The 16383-nt window shown below is 73.3% G+C and carries 10 protein-coding genes; 5 read left to right on the top strand and 5 right to left on the bottom strand.

Annotation, left to right across the window (positions count from 1 at the left end):
- Nucleotides 1–8: 8 nt before the first annotated feature.
- Entirely contained in the window at nt 9–1181 is a 1173-nt protein-coding gene (locus Sru02f_RS18310; protein WP_109031083.1) for a fumarylacetoacetate hydrolase family protein, read from the bottom strand.
- A gap of 140 nt (nt 1182–1321) precedes the next feature.
- Between Sru02f_RS18310 and Sru02f_RS18305 the strand changes: the two genes are divergently transcribed.
- From Sru02f_RS18305 to Sru02f_RS18285, 5 genes are read left to right on the top strand one after another with little or no spacing between them, the layout of a single operon-like run.
- Nucleotides 1322–2533 carry a CaiB/BaiF CoA transferase family protein gene (locus Sru02f_RS18305; RefSeq protein WP_109031082.1) on the top strand — a complete coding sequence of 404 codons (1212 nt, stop codon included), beginning with the start codon at nt 1322–1324 and terminating at the stop codon, nt 2531–2533.
- A complete protein-coding gene (locus tag Sru02f_RS18300) occupies nt 2530–3642 on the top strand; it encodes an ABC transporter substrate-binding protein (RefSeq protein ID WP_109031081.1) in 1113 nt (370 codons plus the stop codon). The genes Sru02f_RS18305 and Sru02f_RS18300 overlap by 4 nt, the downstream gene beginning before the upstream one ends.
- Nucleotides 3639–4445, top strand: a complete 807-nt coding sequence (locus Sru02f_RS18295; RefSeq protein ID WP_109031080.1) for an enoyl-CoA hydratase/isomerase family protein — start codon at nt 3639–3641, stop codon at nt 4443–4445. The genes Sru02f_RS18300 and Sru02f_RS18295 overlap by 4 nt, the downstream gene beginning before the upstream one ends.
- A gap of 10 nt (nt 4446–4455) precedes the next feature.
- Nucleotides 4456–5202 carry an SDR family NAD(P)-dependent oxidoreductase gene (locus Sru02f_RS18290; RefSeq protein ID WP_109031079.1) on the top strand — a complete coding sequence of 249 codons (747 nt, stop codon included), beginning with the start codon at nt 4456–4458 and terminating at the stop codon, nt 5200–5202.
- Entirely contained in the window at nt 5199–6266 is a 1068-nt protein-coding gene (locus Sru02f_RS18285) for an aldose 1-epimerase family protein (protein WP_109031078.1), read from the top strand. Before Sru02f_RS18290 ends, Sru02f_RS18285 begins: the two co-directional genes overlap by 4 nt.
- A gap of 42 nt (nt 6267–6308) precedes the next feature.
- Here Sru02f_RS18285 and Sru02f_RS18280 read toward each other — a convergent pair whose 3' ends face one another.
- The 4 genes from Sru02f_RS18280 to Sru02f_RS18265 all read right to left on the bottom strand — a co-directional run bounded on the left by Sru02f_RS18280 (nt 6309) and on the right by Sru02f_RS18265 (nt 16325).
- The gene (locus tag Sru02f_RS18280) at nt 6309–6935 is read right to left on the bottom strand and encodes a YoaK family protein (protein ID WP_174855042.1); all 627 of its coding nucleotides are present in this window, start codon (nt 6933–6935) and stop codon (nt 6309–6311) included.
- A 200-nt stretch (nt 6936–7135) separates the two neighbouring features.
- Nucleotides 7136–10390, bottom strand: a complete 3255-nt coding sequence (locus Sru02f_RS18275) for a family 78 glycoside hydrolase catalytic domain (RefSeq protein WP_109031077.1) — start codon at nt 10388–10390, stop codon at nt 7136–7138.
- A 131-nt stretch (nt 10391–10521) separates the two neighbouring features.
- Nucleotides 10522–13917: a glycosylhydrolase-like jelly roll fold domain-containing protein gene (locus Sru02f_RS18270; RefSeq protein ID WP_109031076.1), complete on the bottom strand. Its 3396-nt coding sequence runs from the start codon at nt 13915–13917 to the stop codon at nt 10522–10524.
- A gap of 50 nt (nt 13918–13967) precedes the next feature.
- Nucleotides 13968–16325 (bottom strand): glycoside hydrolase family 127 protein, encoded by a 2358-nt coding sequence (locus Sru02f_RS18265; protein WP_373103482.1) that lies wholly within the window; start codon nt 16323–16325, stop codon nt 13968–13970.
- Between the last annotated feature and the right edge of the window lie 58 nt (nt 16326–16383).

Genomic DNA, 16383 nt, shown 5'->3' with positions numbered 1-16383 from the left:
ATCGGGCGTCACAGTGCTCCCCGCGCCACCAGCGCCCGCATCAGGTCCGCGATGCCGAACGTCCACGGCACGCAGGCGTCGCTCGGCCGGATCCGGTTGGCGAGCGTGCCGAGCTTCGGCGTGGCGACGGCGACGAGGTCGCCGTCGTGATGCGTGAACCCCTGCCCGGGCACGTCGCGGTCCTCGACGGGCGCGAACATGGTGCCGAGGTAGAGCACGGCGCCGTCGGGGTACTGGTGGTGCGGGCCCAGCAGCTGCGCCACGAGGTCCAGGGGGTCGCGGCTGATGGCGGCCATCGAGGACTCGGCGTCCAGCCGGTAGCCGTCGGCGCCCTCGACGGTCAGGGTCACCGTGGCCCGCCGTACGTCGTCCATGCGGAAGCCCGGCTCGAACAGGCGCAGGAACGGGCCGAGGGCGGCCGAGGCGTTGTTGTCCTTGGCCTGGGGCAGCAGCAGTGCGGAACGGCCTTCGACGTCGCGGAGGTTGACGTCGTTGCCGAGTGTCGCGCCGACCACGGCCCCGGTGGAGGAGACGGCCAGCACCACCTCGGGCTCCGGGTTGTTCCAGCGCGAGGCGGCATGGACTCCGGCGTCGGCGCCGCTGCCCACGGCGGCCAGCACGGGCGCCTTGGTGAAGATCTCGGCGTCGGGGCCGATGCCGACCTCCAGGTACTGGCTCCACGCCCCCTGCGCGACCAGGAGCTCCTTGAGCGCGGCGGCCTCGTCCGAGCCGGGTCGCAGGGCGGCCGGGTCGTCGCCGACGAGCCGGCGAATCTGCTCCCGGGCCTCGGCGGCGCCCGCGGCGTCCCCGCGGACGCGTTCCTCGATCACCCGCTCCAGCATCGAGACGACGAAGGTGACCCCGGCGGCCTTGACGGCCTGCAGGTCGACCGGCGCGAGCAGCCACGGCCGGCGCGGGTCCCGGGTGTCGACGGGCGTGTTGGCCAGTACCTCGTCGAGCGCGGCGATCCGCTCGCCGCGGGCGGCCCGCAGGCGGGCGGCGGGGTCCGGCGTCTCGCACAGGTCGCGCACGGTCGGGAAGGCCGCGGTGATGTCGTGCAGGCCGTCCTCGCGGACGGCCACCACGGACGGCCCGAGGCCGGGGCGCCAGACGCGGCCGACGAGCGCGCCCCCGGTTCCGTCGGCGGGCAGGGTGGTCGCGGCGTCTGGCCACTGGTTCATCGGATTCCCTTCGTTGCTGCCCCGGCCCCGTCCCGAACGGCGCGAGGTGGTCGGGGCGGGGACGTTGACACTGCGAGCGGCGCCCGCCTAGCGTGCATGTTAGCGCTATCGATAGCGCTAACAACAGGCTAAGGAGTCCCATGGCTTCGCGCGACAAACCCGGCGTCCTCGCCGGATACCGGGTCCTCGACTGTTCCATCGCCATGGCCGGCCCGTTCGCCGCCCAGCGCCTGGGCGACCTCGGCGCCGACGTCGTCAAGGTCGAACCGGTCACCGGGGAGTGGCAGCGCCACGCCGCGGCCGGCGGGGCGGGCGGCAACCGGATCAACGTCTCCTTCCTCTCCCTGAACCGCAACAAGCGATCCCTCGCCGTCGACCTCAAGGATCCGGCGGGCAAGGAGGTCCTGCGCCGTCTCGTCGCGAGCGCCGACGTCTTCCTCCAGAACTACCGCCCCGGCGTAGCCGACCGACTGGGCGTCGACTACGCCTCCCTGGCCGCGATCAACCCCTCCCTCGTCTACGTCTCCATCTCCGGGTACGGCGAGGACGGCCCCTACGCCCAACGTCCGGGCCAGGACCTGCTGTTGCAGGCGATGTCGGGTGCCATGCTGTCCAGCGGCCGCGCGGGCGAGGCACCGCGGGCCGCGGGCCAGTACCTCGTGGACGCCGTCACCGCCTCCACCGCCTTCGAGGGCGTGCTCGCCGCACTGCTGCACCGCGAACGCACCGGCGAGGGCCAGTTGGTGACGGTGAACATGCTGGACGCCGTCACCACGCTCCAGATGCAGGAACTGTCGGTCCACACCGTCGGCGGGCTGCCCCAGACCCGCTCCGCCGAACCGCATGCCCACGTCTACATCCGCTCGCCCTACGGCGCCTTCCAGACCTCCGACGGCTATCTCGTCCTGGCCTTCCCGCCGTTGCAGAAGCTCGGCGAGATCCTCGGCGAGGACACCTTCCTTTCCATGGAGGACGAGGAGCACGGCTGGACCCACCGGGACGAGATCTTCGCCCGCACCGCCGCCCGGCTGCTGACCCGGCCCTCGCGGCACTGGCTCGACGCCTTCGCCGCCGCCGGCATCTGGGCGGGCCCCGTCTACGGCTACGCCGACCTGGTCCAGGACCCCCAGATCCGCCACAACGGCACCTTCGTCACCTACGACCACCCCACCGAGGGCACCGTGACCGTGCCCGGCTTCCCCTACAGGTTCTCCGCCACCCCGCCCCGCATCGACCGCGGCGCCCCGCTCGTCGGGGAGCACACCCGCGAGGTGCTGACCGAAGCGGGCCTCGCGGAAGGGGAGATCGAGGAACTGTTCGCCACCGGCGCCGTGACGGAGACGGCCTCATGACGCACACCGGCCCGCCCTACCGCGGTCTCACCTGGGACCACCCCCGCGGGTACGACGCACTGGCCGCGTGCGCGGGTGGCCTCGTGCACTGGGACGTACAGCCGCTGGAGGGCTTCGAGTCCCACCCCGTCGACGAGCTGTGCGCCCGCTACGACCTCGTCGTCCTCGACCACCCGCACCTCGGCGAGGCGCGGGTCACCGGGTGCCTGCGGCCGCTCGACGACCTGTTCACCCCGGCGGAACTGGCCCGCTGGGGCGCCGGCTCCATCGGCCCCACCATGCGGTCGTACGCCATGGACGGCCGTCAGTGGGCGCTGCCGCTGGACGCCGCCACCCAGGTCGCGGGCACCCGGACCGACCTCGCCGGTGAGCCGCCCGGCACCTGGGACGAGGTACGCCGCCTGGCCCGCCGGGCCCCCGTGGCCCTGTCCCTCGCCGGACCGCACGCCTTCCTCACCTTCGCCTCCGTCGCGGTCGCTATGGGCGAGGAACCGGCGGCCGCCGACCCCGACCAGCTGATCGGCGACGACACGGGGCTCGCGGTCCTCGACCTGATGGCCGACCTCGACGCCCTCGCCCCGCCCGGGACCCGCGCGCTCAACCCGATCGGGCTGCTGGAACTCATGGCCGGCACGGACCGGCTGGCACACTGCCCGCTGGTGTACGGCTACGTCACCTACGCCGACCGCCTGACCTTCACCGACGCCCCCGCCGTGACCGCGGGCGGGCGCCCGGGCTCCACGCTCGGCGGCACGGGCATCGCGCTCAGCACCCGCTGCGTCCCCTCCCCCGAACTCCTCGCCCACGTGCGCTGGCTGATGTCCCCCGAGGCGCAGGGCGACTTCCTGCCCCGGCACAGCGGACAGCCCAGTGCCCGCGCCGCCTGGACCAGCTCCGAAACAGTCGCCGCCGACTTCTACCGAGGCACCACCGCCACCTGCGAGCAGGCCTGGGTACGTCCTCGGCATGCCGGATACATCGGCTTCCAGACCGCCGCGTCGGCCGCCGTACGCGCCGCGCTCGCGGGCGAGACCGACCACCGTGAAGCACTCGCCCGGATGCGCGCCCTGTACCGGACGAGCCGGACACCGAAGGAACGCCAGACATGAGCGACACCGGCCCCCTCCCGCCGCCCGACCTCGGCACCGACCTCGTCCTGCTGGACGTCACCGACCGGGTCGCCACCCTCACCCTGAACCGGCCCGCCAAACTCAACGCCGTCACCCCCGGCATGTCCCGCGCCCTCGTAAGGGCGATCGAGTGGTGCGACACCACTGACGACGTACGGGCCATCGTCGTCACCGGGGCGGGCGAACGCTCCTTCAGCGTCGGCTCGGACATCGGCGCACTCGACCAGTACGCCACCCCGTGGGACTTCCGCAACCGCGTCGACTACTGCGACGCCATCCGCGCGGCCCGCACGCCGACCGTCGCCGCGGTGGGGGGATACGCCCTGGGCGGCGGACTGGAGACCGCCCTGTCCTGCGACATACGCCTCGCCGCGGACACCGCGTCCTTCGGCGCACCGGAGATCACGCTCGGCTGGATCGGGGGCGGCGGCATGGCCGCCTTCCTGAGCCGCGCGGCCGGCCCGAGCAACGCGGCACTGATGCTGCTCACCGGCGAACGCATCGACGCCGAGCGGGCGTTGGCCTGGCATCTGGTGAGCGAGGTCGTGCCCCGCGCCGGGCTGCTCGACCGGGCCCGTGCCCTGGCCGCCGTGATCGCCTCCCGGGCCCCGGTGGCCGCCGAGACCGCGAAGATCAACCTGCGGGCCGCCGGCAACCTGCCCGAGGACCAAGCGCTCGCCTACGAGCGCGACCTGCAGACCGTCTGCTTCGCCACCGAGGACGCGGCCGAGGGCAGGCGCGCGTTCGCCGAGAAGCGCACCCCCGTCTTCCACAAGCGCTGAGAGGAACGTCATGAAGCAACCCCGAGCCGCACTCGTGACGGGTGCCGGTGGCGCCCTCGGACGGGCCACCGCCGTCCGGCTGGCCGCCGACGGACTCGACGTCGCCGTACTCGACCGCGACGCCGAGTCCCTGGGGAACACCGCCGCGCTGGTCGAGAAGACGGGCGCACGCGCGCTCGCCCTCACCACCGACCTGCGCGACGCGCGGGCCGTCGAGGCGTCCGTGGAGCGAACCGTGTCCGAACTGGGTCCGCTGCACGTGCTGGTCAACAACGCGGCCGTGTACCCGAGCCGGGCCTTCCTCGACGTACCGCTCGCCGAGTACGAGGAGGTGGTGGCGGTCAACCAGCGTGCGTACTGGGTCGCCGCGCAAGCCGCCGCCCGGCACATGACGGAGACGGGCGGCGGGGCGATCGTCAACGTCGCCTCGATCACGATGCACGGCGGCTGGGACTCCCTGGCCGCCTACGTCTCCACCAAGGGGGCCGCCGTCGCCCTGACCCGCGCGCTGGCCCGGGAGCTGGGTCCTGCCGAGATCCGCGTCAACTGCGTCTCCCCCGGCGCCTTTCCGACCGCGGCCGAGGACATCCACGAGGACCCCGCGGCCTACCGGCGGCACGTACTCGACCACCAGGCCCTGAAGCGGCGCGGGCGGCCCGAGGAACTGGCCTCGGTGGTGTCCTTCCTCACCGGCCCGGACGCCTCGTTCGTCACGGGTCAGTGCCTCGAGGTCAACGGAGGGTGGGTGATGGCGTGAAGCTGTACGGACGTTCCCACGACCGGCGGTCCCTCGCCCGGCACGCGGGCGACCTGAGCGCGGCGGGCGGGGTGCGGTCCGTCGTCCTGGACGACGGCTCCGAACGCGGCATCCGCACGCTGGAGTTCCGGACCGGCGCCGGACTGTCGTTCGACGTGCTGGTGGACCGGGCGATGGACCTGGGCGGGGCCGAGTTCGAAGGCCTGGGCTTCGGCTGGCGCTCGGCGACGGGCTTCCGGCACCCCGGTCTGCACGAGTACCGCGACGACGACGGCCTGTCCATGATGCGCAGCTTCTCGGGGCTGCTGCTCACCGCGGGCCTGGACCACACGCTCTTCGGCGCCGAGGTGGACGCCTCGCAGTACCGCTACCCGCCACGGCGCACCGCCGTGCACGCCCTCCACGGGCGGGTCGCCAACCTGCCGGCCCGGCTGACCGGGTACGGCGAGCGGTGGCAGGACGACGGCCGCTGCGTGCTCTGGGCGGAGGGCGAGGTGCGCCAGGCCGCGATCTTCGGGGAGCATCTGCGGCTCACCCGCCGCATCGAGGCCGACCTGGACGGCAGCGAGATCCGTCTGACCGACCGGGTGCGCAACGCCGGCTTCGACCCGACGCCGCACATGTACCTGTACCACGTCAACGTCGGCTGGCCCTTCCTCGACGAGGGCGCACGCTACGAGCTGCCGCCGCACCGCACCCTGTGGCGCAGCGACAGCGTCGCCGAACAGGGCGTCTCGCACACCGGGATGCCCGCCCCGCTGCCGGGCTTCGTCGAGCAGGTGTACGAGCACGAACTGGAGGCCGACGCGGCGGGTCTGGCCCGGCCCCGCCTGGTCAACGAACGCCTCGGCGTCTACTTCGAGCTGGAGTTCGACACGGTCCGGTTCCCGTCCTTCTTCCAGTGGCTGCACCTGCGCGAGGGCGCCTACGCGGTCGGCTTCGAACCGTCCACGCACCATGTGCAGGGCGAGGCCGCGGCCCGGGAGGACGGCTCCATGACCTTCCTGGAACCCGGCGAGGAGCGGGAGTACACGACGACGTTCCGGGTGGGTCACCTGGACTGACCACGGGACCCGCGGCTCGGGCGACACGGGGGGTGCGGCGCGTCAGGACGCGCGCCGCACCCCCGTACGCGCGTGCACCGTCAGCCACGCCGCCGTCACCAGCAGCGCGGGGAGCAGCGGAGCGGCTTGGGGCAGCAGCCGCTCCAGCAGCGTGGCGGCGGCCGCGCCCAGGATCAGGGTGATCGTCGTGACCAGGACGCGCCACTGGATGCGCCGGTCCGTCACCGCGTCGGTGACGGCCCCGGTCAGCAGACCCGTCAGGTACGCGGTCGGCAGCTGTGCGCCCATCGCGACGCGGACACCGGCGTTCTGGCAGCCCATCGCGGCCGCCACCGTACCCAGCATCGCCGTGCGCTCCCCGCCCGACGGGTCCCCGTCCACGGCGAGCCACCACCCGACGACGGCCCACAGCAGGAGGAGTTCGAGCAGGAGGAAGTCGGCCCGGTGCGGGCGACCGCCACGTTGCGCGTGACCGGCCGCCCGGCCGGCTGCCGCCGCGCCGAGCACGTAGCAGAGCACCGCGACGGCGGCCAGGCCGCCGAGGGTCGGGTCCGCGCCGCCCAGCCCCACCCCGATCAACGCCGAGTTGGCGGTGACCACGCTGGTGAAGACGCCGCCGAGGGAGAGGAAACCCCAGGCGTTGACGGCCCCCGCTGAGAAGGTCAGCAACCGCGCGGCCCATGTGTCCGCGCACTGCCGTGACCCCGGCGGGAGATCCCGAGACCGATCGCCTTCCGTGGTCCTCTCCTCGCCTCGTCCGGGCCCCGGACCGAATCCTGGCCGACCGTCGTGCCGGCCCGGACCGCGACATGCCGGGCGGGGCGAGCGCGACCTACGGTCGGCCGTCCCGCCCCGCCCGGCTCCGCGTCCTAGCGCCCGCTGGCCATGGTCGACCGGAAGGTCCAGTGGCCCGAGCCGACCTCGTACACGGCCTCGTCTCCCGTCAGGCGCAGCAGCCGTGCCCCGTCGGGTGCCTGCGCACGGCTGCCGCCGACCGGTACGTGCACCTCCGCGGTGCTGCCGGCGGGGACGTCCACGGTGAGGCGGAAGCGGTCGTCCGAGCGTTCCCAGTCGGTGCGTGCGACGCCGTAGGGGGTGCGGTAGGAGCCCGCCGCGGAGGTCATGTCGCCCTCCACCGCCGGGTCGACGAGGAGTTTCGCGTAGCCGACCGAGTCCTCGGTCTGGGAAATGCCGGCGACGCGGGTGGTGAACCAGGAGTCGATGGCGCCGAGCATGAAGTGGTTCTGGGACTGGCCGGGTCCGCCGTCCCAGGACTCGCCCAGGGTGGTGTTGCCCGCGAGTACCTGGTAGCCGTAACTGGGGCTGGTCGTCTGCGTGGCGATGGCGTGCACGAGGTCGTCGCGGTCCGCCCCGCTCAGCACCCGGAAGGCGGCGGGCAGCGAGATCTCGCCCAGGACCAGGTGGTTTCCGGCGTCCTCGATGGCGCCGGTGAAGTGGGCGAGCAGACGGTCCCGCTCCCCTTCCGGATAGGCGCCCATGTCGAGGGCGAGTGCCTCGGCGCCGTGTCCGCCGCCGCCGAAGGTGCCCGTGGTGGCGTCGTAGTACTTCGCCGTCAGTGCCTCGACGCTCGCGGCGGCCTTGTGGCGGTACGCGTCGGCCTCGGCGGTGTCGCCGAGGAGCGAGGCGATGCGGCCGAGGGTGTCGACCACGCGCCAGTACCCGTACGTGCCCGCCACCGCGCGGGGGAAGGTCCGGTCCGGGGTGAACCAGTCGCCCAGGCCGTAGTCGAGGATGCCGTCGGCGACCTGGGTCTCCAGGAAGGCGGCGTAGCGCCGCATGTCCGGGTAGTACGTCTCCAGGGTCTGGCGGTCTCCGTAGGTGAGGTAGAGCTGCCAGGGGACGAGGACGAAGGCGCCGCCCCAGTTGGCGTCGTTGCGGTAGGCGCCCGGGAGGCTGGTGTACTCCGGGACGGTGCTCGGCACCAGCCCGTCGGTGGTCTGCGCGTCGGCCATGTCCCGGACGATCTTGCGGAGGTAGGACCGCATGTCGTAGTTGCCCGCGAGGGCGGGGAAGACGAGCTGGTTCTGTTCGAGCCAGCCCAGCTTCTCGCGGCTCGGGCAGTCGGTGAGCACGCTCATCATGTTGCCCTCGATGGAGCGGCGGATCAGCGAGTGGATGCCGTTGATCAGCGGGTCGGAGCTGGTGAAGTCGCCGGCCGAGGTGTTGTCTGTGCGCAGTACGTGTCCTCGGACGCTCACCGTCGCGTTCTCGGGCACGCCCCGCAGTTCCAGGTAGCGGAAGCCGTGGTAGCTGAAGCGGGGGTGCCAGGTCTCGGCGTCCCGGCCACCGGTGGTGTAGCTGTCCCACAGAGGGGCGCCGACGTTGCTGATGGACTGGAAGGCGTGGCCGTCCTTGAGGCTCTCGGCCGGGTAGACGCGGATCGGGGTGCCCTTCGGCGCGCTGACGGTGATCTCCGGCCAGCCCGCGATGTTGCGGCCCAGGTCGAAGACGCGGCTGCCCTCGGCGCCGTCGACCTCCTTGCCCTTCAGGGTCTCCACGACGCGGATCGGCTCGGTCTCACGGGCGCTGAGCAGGGCGGGTCGGCCGGCGGTGCCGGGGCCCGCCACCTCAACCGTGTGCCGCCAGCCGCGCCGGTCGCCGGAGGGCTGGTCCCACCGCGCGATCTCGCGGCGGGCGTCGTAGTCCTCGCCGCCGTACCAGTTGGAGGCGGTGGTCGGGCCCAGCGTGGTGCGCCAGTCGTCGCCGCTGGTGATCGTGCGCACCCGGCCGTCGGCCAGGGTCACCTCCAGGCGGGCGATCAGTTTGGGGTCGCTGAGGTTGCCGTAGAGCTTGCGGTAGCGGTCGGCGGTGCTGACGACGTTGGACATGCCGTTGCCGAGGCCGACGCCGAGGGTGTTGGCGCCGGTGCGCAGTTGGTCGGTGACGTCGTAGGTGGCGTACTGGACACGTTCGGCGTAGTCCGTGTTGGCCGGCTCCAGGACCGCGTCGCCCACCGGTTCGCCGTTGACGGTCGCCTCGTAGACGCCCAGTCCCGCGATGTAGAGGCGGGCGCTGCGGACCCGCTTCGGCAGGGTGAAGTCGTCGGTGAGCAGGGGCAGTCCGGCGGGCAGGTAGGGGGTGGGCTGCCGTTGGCCGGTGACCTCGGCGAGCCGTGTGGCGGGTCCTTCGGCGCTGTCGGCGGAGGAGACGGTGTAGTCGACGGGGAGGCCGGGGATCCGGCCGTCGTCGGTCAGGACGTCGGCGCGGGGGTAGACCGCCACCTCGTCGAAGGTCTTCGCGGTCTTCAGGTCGAGGGTGAGGGTGATCGGCGCGTCGGAGACGTCCGGACCGGTGTGCGCGGCGCTCGCGTAGCCCGCCGCGGTCTGCAGGGCGCTGTTGGGCAGGCCGTCGACGGCGAGGGCGGGTTCCCAGGTCTTGCGCACGGTGTTGCTCTCGGACGCGGTGACCGCGGCCCCGCGGGCCAGGCCGGTGGTGGCGGTGCCGGAGTCGCGGACGTCGATCTCACCGAGCTGGAGGCGCCAGGTGCGGTCCGGGAAGGACTCGGCGAGCGGCAGGCCGAGCCGGGTGACGTCCAGTCGTACGAAGCGGGCGGTGGTGCGGGGCAGGCGGACGACGACCGGTTCGACGGTCCTCTCGCTCAGCCGCCAGTCGGGGTGGGTGATCCACTGCGCGTCCCAGTCCGACTGACGGGTCAGGCCGGTCTCGAAGGCGGCGGTGGTGCTCCAGCCGCTGTGCCGCTTCCCGTCGCCGGACCAGAGCATGACGCGCCAGTACACCTTGGCCCGGGAGCCCGGGTCCTTCCCGGCGTACGTCGTCCCGGGCACCGCCGACTCCACCTTCCCGGAGTCCCACAGGTCGGGTCGGGAGGCGCGGAGCCGCTGGAGGGAGCTGGCGGCCTGGACACGGTAGGCGGTCTGGCGCGTGTTCGGGGCGTCGGCGGTGGTCTGCCAGCCGAGTTCGGGGGTGGTGTCGTCGATGCCGAGGGCCTCGGTCAGGTGCTGGGTGCGCAGCTCGGTCGGGGCTATGGCGCCGGTGGTCGCGGCGTCGGCGGTGACCGCGCCGGCCAGCAGGGTGACGAAGGCGGTGACACCGGCGAGGGCGGCGGCGGTTCGGTGTCTGCCGAGCGGGTTCGTTCCGGGCATGGCGGCTCCTTGCCGGGCGGGCTGGTACGGACGGGGTGGGGTGGGTGAGGTGGTTCGCACATGGCGCGGGGGAATCGGACAGGGCGCAGGGAGGGCTGGGAGAAGAGGGGCGGACGGGGCCGGGGGCTGGTTCAGACGCGGCGCAGTTCGACGGTGGTCCTGCGCCGGAAGCGCAGGGTCACGGGGCCGAGCAGGCCGGACGGCAGTGGCTTCTTGCGTTCGTTGGACAGCGTGTTGGCGACCCGGACCCGCAGCGTGTTGCGCCCGGCCCCGAGGTGCCCGGTGACGTCGGCCACGAACGGCGCCCACAGCAGCGGCGGCAGCGCGGTGCCGTTGACGGACACCTCCGCGACGTCGCGGACGTCCCCGAGGTCCACCAGGACGCGGCGGCCGTGCAGCCGGGCGGCGTCGACATCGATGTCGGTGGTGTACGTGCCGCTGCCGGAGAACAGCTCGTCGTGCTCCGTCCAACTCCCCAGCGGTCCGGTGACGGGTCCGGCGCCCTCGCGTTCGAAGGTGAGGGTCCAGTCGCCGTCCACCGGGAGCGGGGCGAGCGGGTCGTCGATGCGCACGGTGCCGTGGTAGCGGTGGCCGCCGTCGACGCCGGAGAGTCGGTGGGTTCCGGCCGCCGAGGCCTCCACCGTGGCGCGGAGCACGGGCCCGTGGCGCTCCACGGACCGGACGGGCACGGTCGATTCGGTGAGGTGGGGCCGGTCGCCCCGGCCGCCGCGGACCACGACCACGGTGGTCCGGTAGGGCTCCAGGTCCAGCGGCACCCGTACGCCGTCCTTCGTGGCCCGGTACACGGGCGCGGGTCCGCCGGTGCCGGTCGCGGGATCCCAGGTCTCGGGCAGGCCGGTGGCCGGGAGCGCCGCGACGGTGCGCACCTGCGCGCCGCTCTCGTTGTTGATCAGGAAGACGGTGTCGGGGCCCCGGCGCACCCGCAGTACCCGCACGGCGTCCTGGGCCGGGTCCAGGACGGCGGCCGCGGTGCCGGACTCGACGGCGGCGGCTCCCAGTGCCCCGGTGTCCGCGACCCGGACGGCGTGTCCGCGGCCCAGGGAGCGGCGCGCCGGAACCCGGTCGCCGAACAGGTCGGAGAGTGCGTGGGCGAGGGTGCGGTCGCCGCCGTCGGCCTCCTCGGTGTCGAGCGCCCCCACCGCGATCACGGTGCCGCCGGCCCGGACGAACTCGCGCAGCACGCGCACCCCGTCGGCGTCCAGGACCGGTGTCCGCGGGATCACGACGAGGTCGTAGGCGGCCGCCCCGACGGCCAGGCGTCCCTTGCGCACCTCGGCGTGGGCCAGCAGCGCGGGGTCCCGGGTCAGGGCGCCCTCGTGCAGCAGGTCGAAGTCCACCTGGGCGCGTTCCAGGGCGTAGGCCGCCTCGGCGAGCGGGCCGTCCACGTCCTGCTGCCGGTCCGTGCCGGTCCACTGCTCGGCGGCCCGCTGCGGCTGCAGCAGCGCGGTGCGGGCGGCGGAGATGCCGCGGCCGGCCTCCATGACCCGGCCGATCCACTCGGCGAGCGGCCGCATGGCCCACCACCAGGGGGCGCGCGGGCCGAAGGGCGGCGGGAAGTACACGCGGCTCTCGTCGGTCCACAGGGCGTGCAGCACCGTCAGATTGACGCCGCGGGCGGCCTGCGCGCCGACGGTGGCGTGCACGAAGCCCGGGGTGACCTGCCAGCCCATGTTGCCGAACATCTCCAGCAGGGCCCGCTCGCGGCCCATCTGGTGGGCCACCGACACCGGGTTGCGCGGGATCATGGTGGGCTCGCCCGCCACGTACTCGGCGGTGATGATGTCGCCGCCGGGCACCTGGGCCCACTGGTTGACCTTGTGCAGGTCGCCGGTGGAGGCGATGCGCTTGGCGGGGGCGGTCTCGTCGTAGAGGGGGTTGGTGATCAGGGCGACGCCGCGCTTCTCGTACCACTGGGCCTGCTTGCGGAAGGCGGTGGCGAAGCGGTCGGAGACGGCCTTCCAGTAGTTTCCGCGGGCGATGCGGCCGGAGCGGCCGAGGTCGTCGAACGCGGCGGCGTAGGCGGTGCCGGGGGTGACGCCGACGGTGCGCAGGGCGCGGTCGAGGGCGGGTGACCACGGCAGGCGCTTGAAGTGGGCCTCGGCCGAGGCGAAGAACGGCTCGTCGTCCCAGAAACCGGGGACGACCGTGCCGAAGTAGCGCCCGAACCGGCGGTGGTACTCGCCGGGGAGGATGTCCAGGAACAGCTCGACGGGTTCGTCGTCGAGCAGGTCGACGTAGCTGCGGCTGTAGCCCTGGCTGTCGTCGGCGAGGAGCACGCCGCCGAAGAGGTCGACCTGCCACTCCCCCGCCGGGACCTGCCAGGTGTGGCCGCCGGTGAGGCGGTCGGTCAGGTCCACGACGTCGGTGGCGGCGGTGGCCGCCGTGGGCCGGGCGGCGGCGGCCGCGACGGTGAACCCCGCGGCCGGCAGCGCGCGTTCGGGGAAGTCGCCCGCGGCGGCGGAGCGGTCGAAGGAGCCGGTGTACAGGCTGGTGCCGTCGGCCGCCTCGACGGTGAGGCTCTCCCACACCGCGCGCTGGTCGCCGACGGCGCGCACGCCGACTCCGCCCGTCCGCTCGGTCAGGTCCTCCAGGGTGCCCTTGTCCTTGCCGTCGAGGGTGACGGAGAGGCCGTCGGCGCGGAGGGCGACATGGAGGGTGTGGAACTTGGTCTTGTTGAAGCCGTCGGTGCGGGTGCTGCGCAGCAGTTCGGCCGGTTCGGCACCGTCGGTCAGCCGCTCCACGGTGACCACGCCGGTCTGGTCGAAGGCGACGGCGTATCCGGTGCGCCCGTCGGCCGAGGCCCGTACGAGGAGTCCGGCCGCGCCGTGCTCGGCCTTCGCGCTGCCGGTGACGGTGCACTCGCCCCACCCCGTGCTGTCCCGCAGGACGGCGGCACCGTCGAGCACCGCGGCGTCCGCGACCAGCCGTCCCGCGTCCACGCCGAGGCCGGTGCTGTGCCGGAGATCGATCGACGCGGGCCCGCGCACCACGGTGGTGGAGCGGGCGAGCGCCTTCAGCCGCAGCTCGGGCCGGGGGGCGTAGGTGCGGGTGCCGACCTGTCCGCCCTTGACGATGAACTCGCCGGCCCGCCCGCTGGGGAAGTGGTCGTCGTTGAACAACCAGACGCGCATTCCGGTGCGTTCGGCGGTGCGCAGGACGTGGCCGACGATGTCGAACCACTCCTCGGTGAAGAACACCGGCGTCATCTCGGCGTTGTCGAAGGAGAAGAGGATCACCTCGTACATGCCCTTGGACCTGAGGTCCGCGAGCTGGCGGTCCACCAGTTCGGGCGTGACCGGGCCGTTCCAGTACCAGTAGACGGTGGGGCGGCTGTCGTGGCGCGGGTCGGCGAAGTGCCGGGCGGACCAGGCGTCGCGCTCGTGGCGGGCCGGGTCGGCCGGTAGACCGGCGGCGTGGGCGGCGTCGGGCAGGCCGACGGCGACCAGGGCGCCGGTGGCGCCGGCCGCGGCCACGAAACGGCGTCTGGACAGGGGGTGTTCGGGCATGGCTGTGCTCCCGGGTGGTGGGGTGGTGCGGAGGGCCGCGGTGGTGGTGGTCAGCCCTGGGCCAGCTGCCGTACCTGGTAGGCGGTGAGGGCGCGGTTGTGCAGCCGGAAGTCACGGACGGCGCCGTGCAGGTACGGGTGGGTGCTGTTCTGCGACCGGCCCAGGTAGTTCCGGCTCGTCCGGCCGAGCAGGAGGGGACCGGCGACCATCGCCGGGTTCCGCCCGGCTTCCGTTCCGTCGACGTAGAGCACACCGGTGCCCCCGGCGAGGGTGAGCGCCACGTGCGTCCATCGGCCGAGGGGCAGCGGTCCTGCGGCGTCGACGAAGTCCTCGGCCTCCATTCCGGCGATCTTCAGGGCGGCGCGGGCCTTCCCGGCGCCCGTGGTCGCGGTGAGGAAGAGGTACGTGTCCTTGCTGTAGCCCAGGTCGAAGACGCGGACGGAGGGGACGAGGGTGTCCACGCGGACCCGGGCGGACACGGTCAACTCCGCCAGTCCGCCGGGCAGTCCGGCGGGCAGGACGACGTGCCCGCCGCGCCCGTCGAGCGTCACCGCGGTCGTGTCGCCGTCGGTGCTCCAGGTGGCGCCACCGGCCAGGGAGCCGTCGGCGAACGCCCCCGTGCGGTCGGTCACCGAGGTGCCGCCCCCTTCGTCGAGGGGGTAGCGGGCCACGTCACCGGGGGGTGCGGGCGGCGGTGCGACGGACCAGTACACGTTGTAGCGCTGGTGGTGGATCTCGTGGAAGGGGCGTAGGGGGACCTGCCGGCCGTCCGCCAGGGCCGTGAACCGGGTCGGCTCGCCCGATGTGCGGCGCAGCGTCTCGGGGCGGATGGCGGGCAGCGTGGCGAGCGGCGTGTCCCCGTAGCCGCCCGCCAGGACGAGCGGGCCGTACGACACGCTCTTGACCTGCGGATTGTCGGGAGCCGGGCGCCAGACGGGAGTGCGGGGCAGGACCAGTTCGACGCGGTCCCCGGTCCGCCAGCGACGTGTCACCGTCGCGTAGGTGCCCGGTTCGAGGCGTCCGCCGGCGCGTCGGCCGTTCACCGTCAGCTCGGCGTGGCGATCGCTCCCCGCCAGCCAGCCGGGCACGCGGATCCGCAGCGAGAACCGGGCCTCTCCCCCGGTGACGGTCAGACGGGTGCGGTCGCCGGTGGGCATGTCGCTCTCCTGGCGGAGCGTCACGCCCAGTTCGTCCCAGCGCACTTCGGAGGGGATGAACAGGTTGACGTGGAGCGCGGGCCTGCGGGTGCCGGGTGTGCGGAAGTAGACGGTGTCGGCGAACTTGGTGTGCGTCTCCAGGCCCGTGCCGTGGTCGCAGGAGAAGTTGTCGTAGTCCGCGCTGTAGCTGCCGGGGGCCGAGCCGAGGCCGCCCTTCGGTTCGCGCCGCGAGCCCGCCCACAGCCCCGTGTAGTAGGTGACGAAGCCGTGCGCCGAGTCGGGGTCCTGCTCGGCGAGCATCTGGTTGTACAGCGTCCACTCGTAGTGGTCCAGGTACTCGGTGCGTTCGGGGTCGTGGCGGAAGAGGTCCCGGCCGAGCTTGAGCATGTTGTAGCTGTTGCAGTTCTCGCAGGTGACCTCCGAGAGCCGGCTCGCGATCTCGTCCGGCGGTCCGAAGAGTTCCTGGTTGGAGTTGCCGCCGATGGCGTACGAGTGGTGGCGTACGACGGTGGTCCAGAAGGTGTCGGCGATGTCCAGGTAGCGCCGGTCGCCGGTGGCCTCGTAGGCCGGTACGGCACCGACCACCTTGGCGATCTCGGTGTTGGCGTGCCGCCCGGCGAGTTCGTCGCGGCCCGCGGCGAGCGGTGTGTACAGCTCGTCGTGGTCGAAGCGGCGTGCGGTGCGCAGGTGCACCGGGTCGCCGGTCTCCAGGTGGAGCCGGGCGAGGACGTCGTTCATGCCGCCGAACTCGACCTTGAGCACGCTCTGCATCCGCTCGCGCGAGAGCGGGGCCGTACGGGCCTCGACCCAGGCGGCCATCTCCAGCAGGACGTCGAACGCCTCCCGGTTCCCGCTGAGCCGGTACTGGTCGAGGAGACCGGCCATGATCTTGTGCAGGGTGTAGTACGGCGCCCAGGGCTTGCCCCCGGCCTCCAGCTGGTCGAAGACCGATTCCGGGAACGCCGAGAGGTAGCCGCGGCTGAACCCGGCCGCGGGCGCCGCCCGCTGGCACTCGGCCAGCGCCGAGACGAGCAGCCGGGCCCGGTCCGCATAGGCACGCTCGCCGGTGCTCGCGTGTGCCTGGGCCAGGGCGCTGAGGAGATGTCCGGTGGTGTGGCCGCGCAGTTGGACGTCGGGGGCCTCCCAGCCGCCGCAGGGCTCGGCCGAGGAGGGCAGGCCGGCGTTGAGCCGGAAGGTGTGCAGCAGCCGGTCGGGGTCCACGAAGAGGAGGTACGCGCAGGTGCGCCGCATGTTGGCGCGGAAGGGGCTGTCGAGGAGGCGGACGGCCGAGAGCGGGAAGGCGTCCAGC

This window comes from Streptomyces rubrogriseus, from assembly GCF_027947575.1.
GTDB classification, from domain to species: Bacteria; Actinomycetota; Actinomycetes; order Streptomycetales; family Streptomycetaceae; genus Streptomyces; species Streptomyces rubrogriseus.
The sequence above is the reverse complement of the archived record's forward strand: the minus strand, read 5'-3'. Positions and strand labels throughout refer to the sequence as shown.

Excerpts from the sequence above, each read along its gene's own strand:
- Sru02f_RS18310 (WP_109031083.1), bottom strand. The coding sequence starts at position 1,181 with ATGAACCAGTGGCCAGACGCCGCGACCACCCTGCCCGCCGACGGAACC.
- Sru02f_RS18305 (WP_109031082.1), top strand. The coding sequence starts at position 1,322 with ATGGCTTCGCGCGACAAACCCGGCGTCCTCGCCGGATACCGGGTCCTC.
- Sru02f_RS18300 (WP_109031081.1), top strand. The coding sequence starts at position 2,530 with ATGACGCACACCGGCCCGCCCTACCGCGGTCTCACCTGGGACCACCCC.
- Sru02f_RS18295 (WP_109031080.1), top strand. The coding sequence starts at position 3,639 with ATGAGCGACACCGGCCCCCTCCCGCCGCCCGACCTCGGCACCGACCTC.
- Sru02f_RS18290 (WP_109031079.1), top strand. The coding sequence starts at position 4,456 with ATGAAGCAACCCCGAGCCGCACTCGTGACGGGTGCCGGTGGCGCCCTC.
- Sru02f_RS18275 (WP_109031077.1), bottom strand. The coding sequence starts at position 10,390 with ATGCCCGGAACGAACCCGCTCGGCAGACACCGAACCGCCGCCGCCCTC.
- Sru02f_RS18270 (WP_109031076.1), bottom strand. The coding sequence starts at position 13,917 with ATGCCCGAACACCCCCTGTCCAGACGCCGTTTCGTGGCCGCGGCCGGC.
- Sru02f_RS18265 (WP_373103482.1), bottom strand. The coding sequence starts at position 16,325 with ATGCGGCGCACCTGCGCGTACCTCCTCTTCGTGGACCCCGACCGGCTG.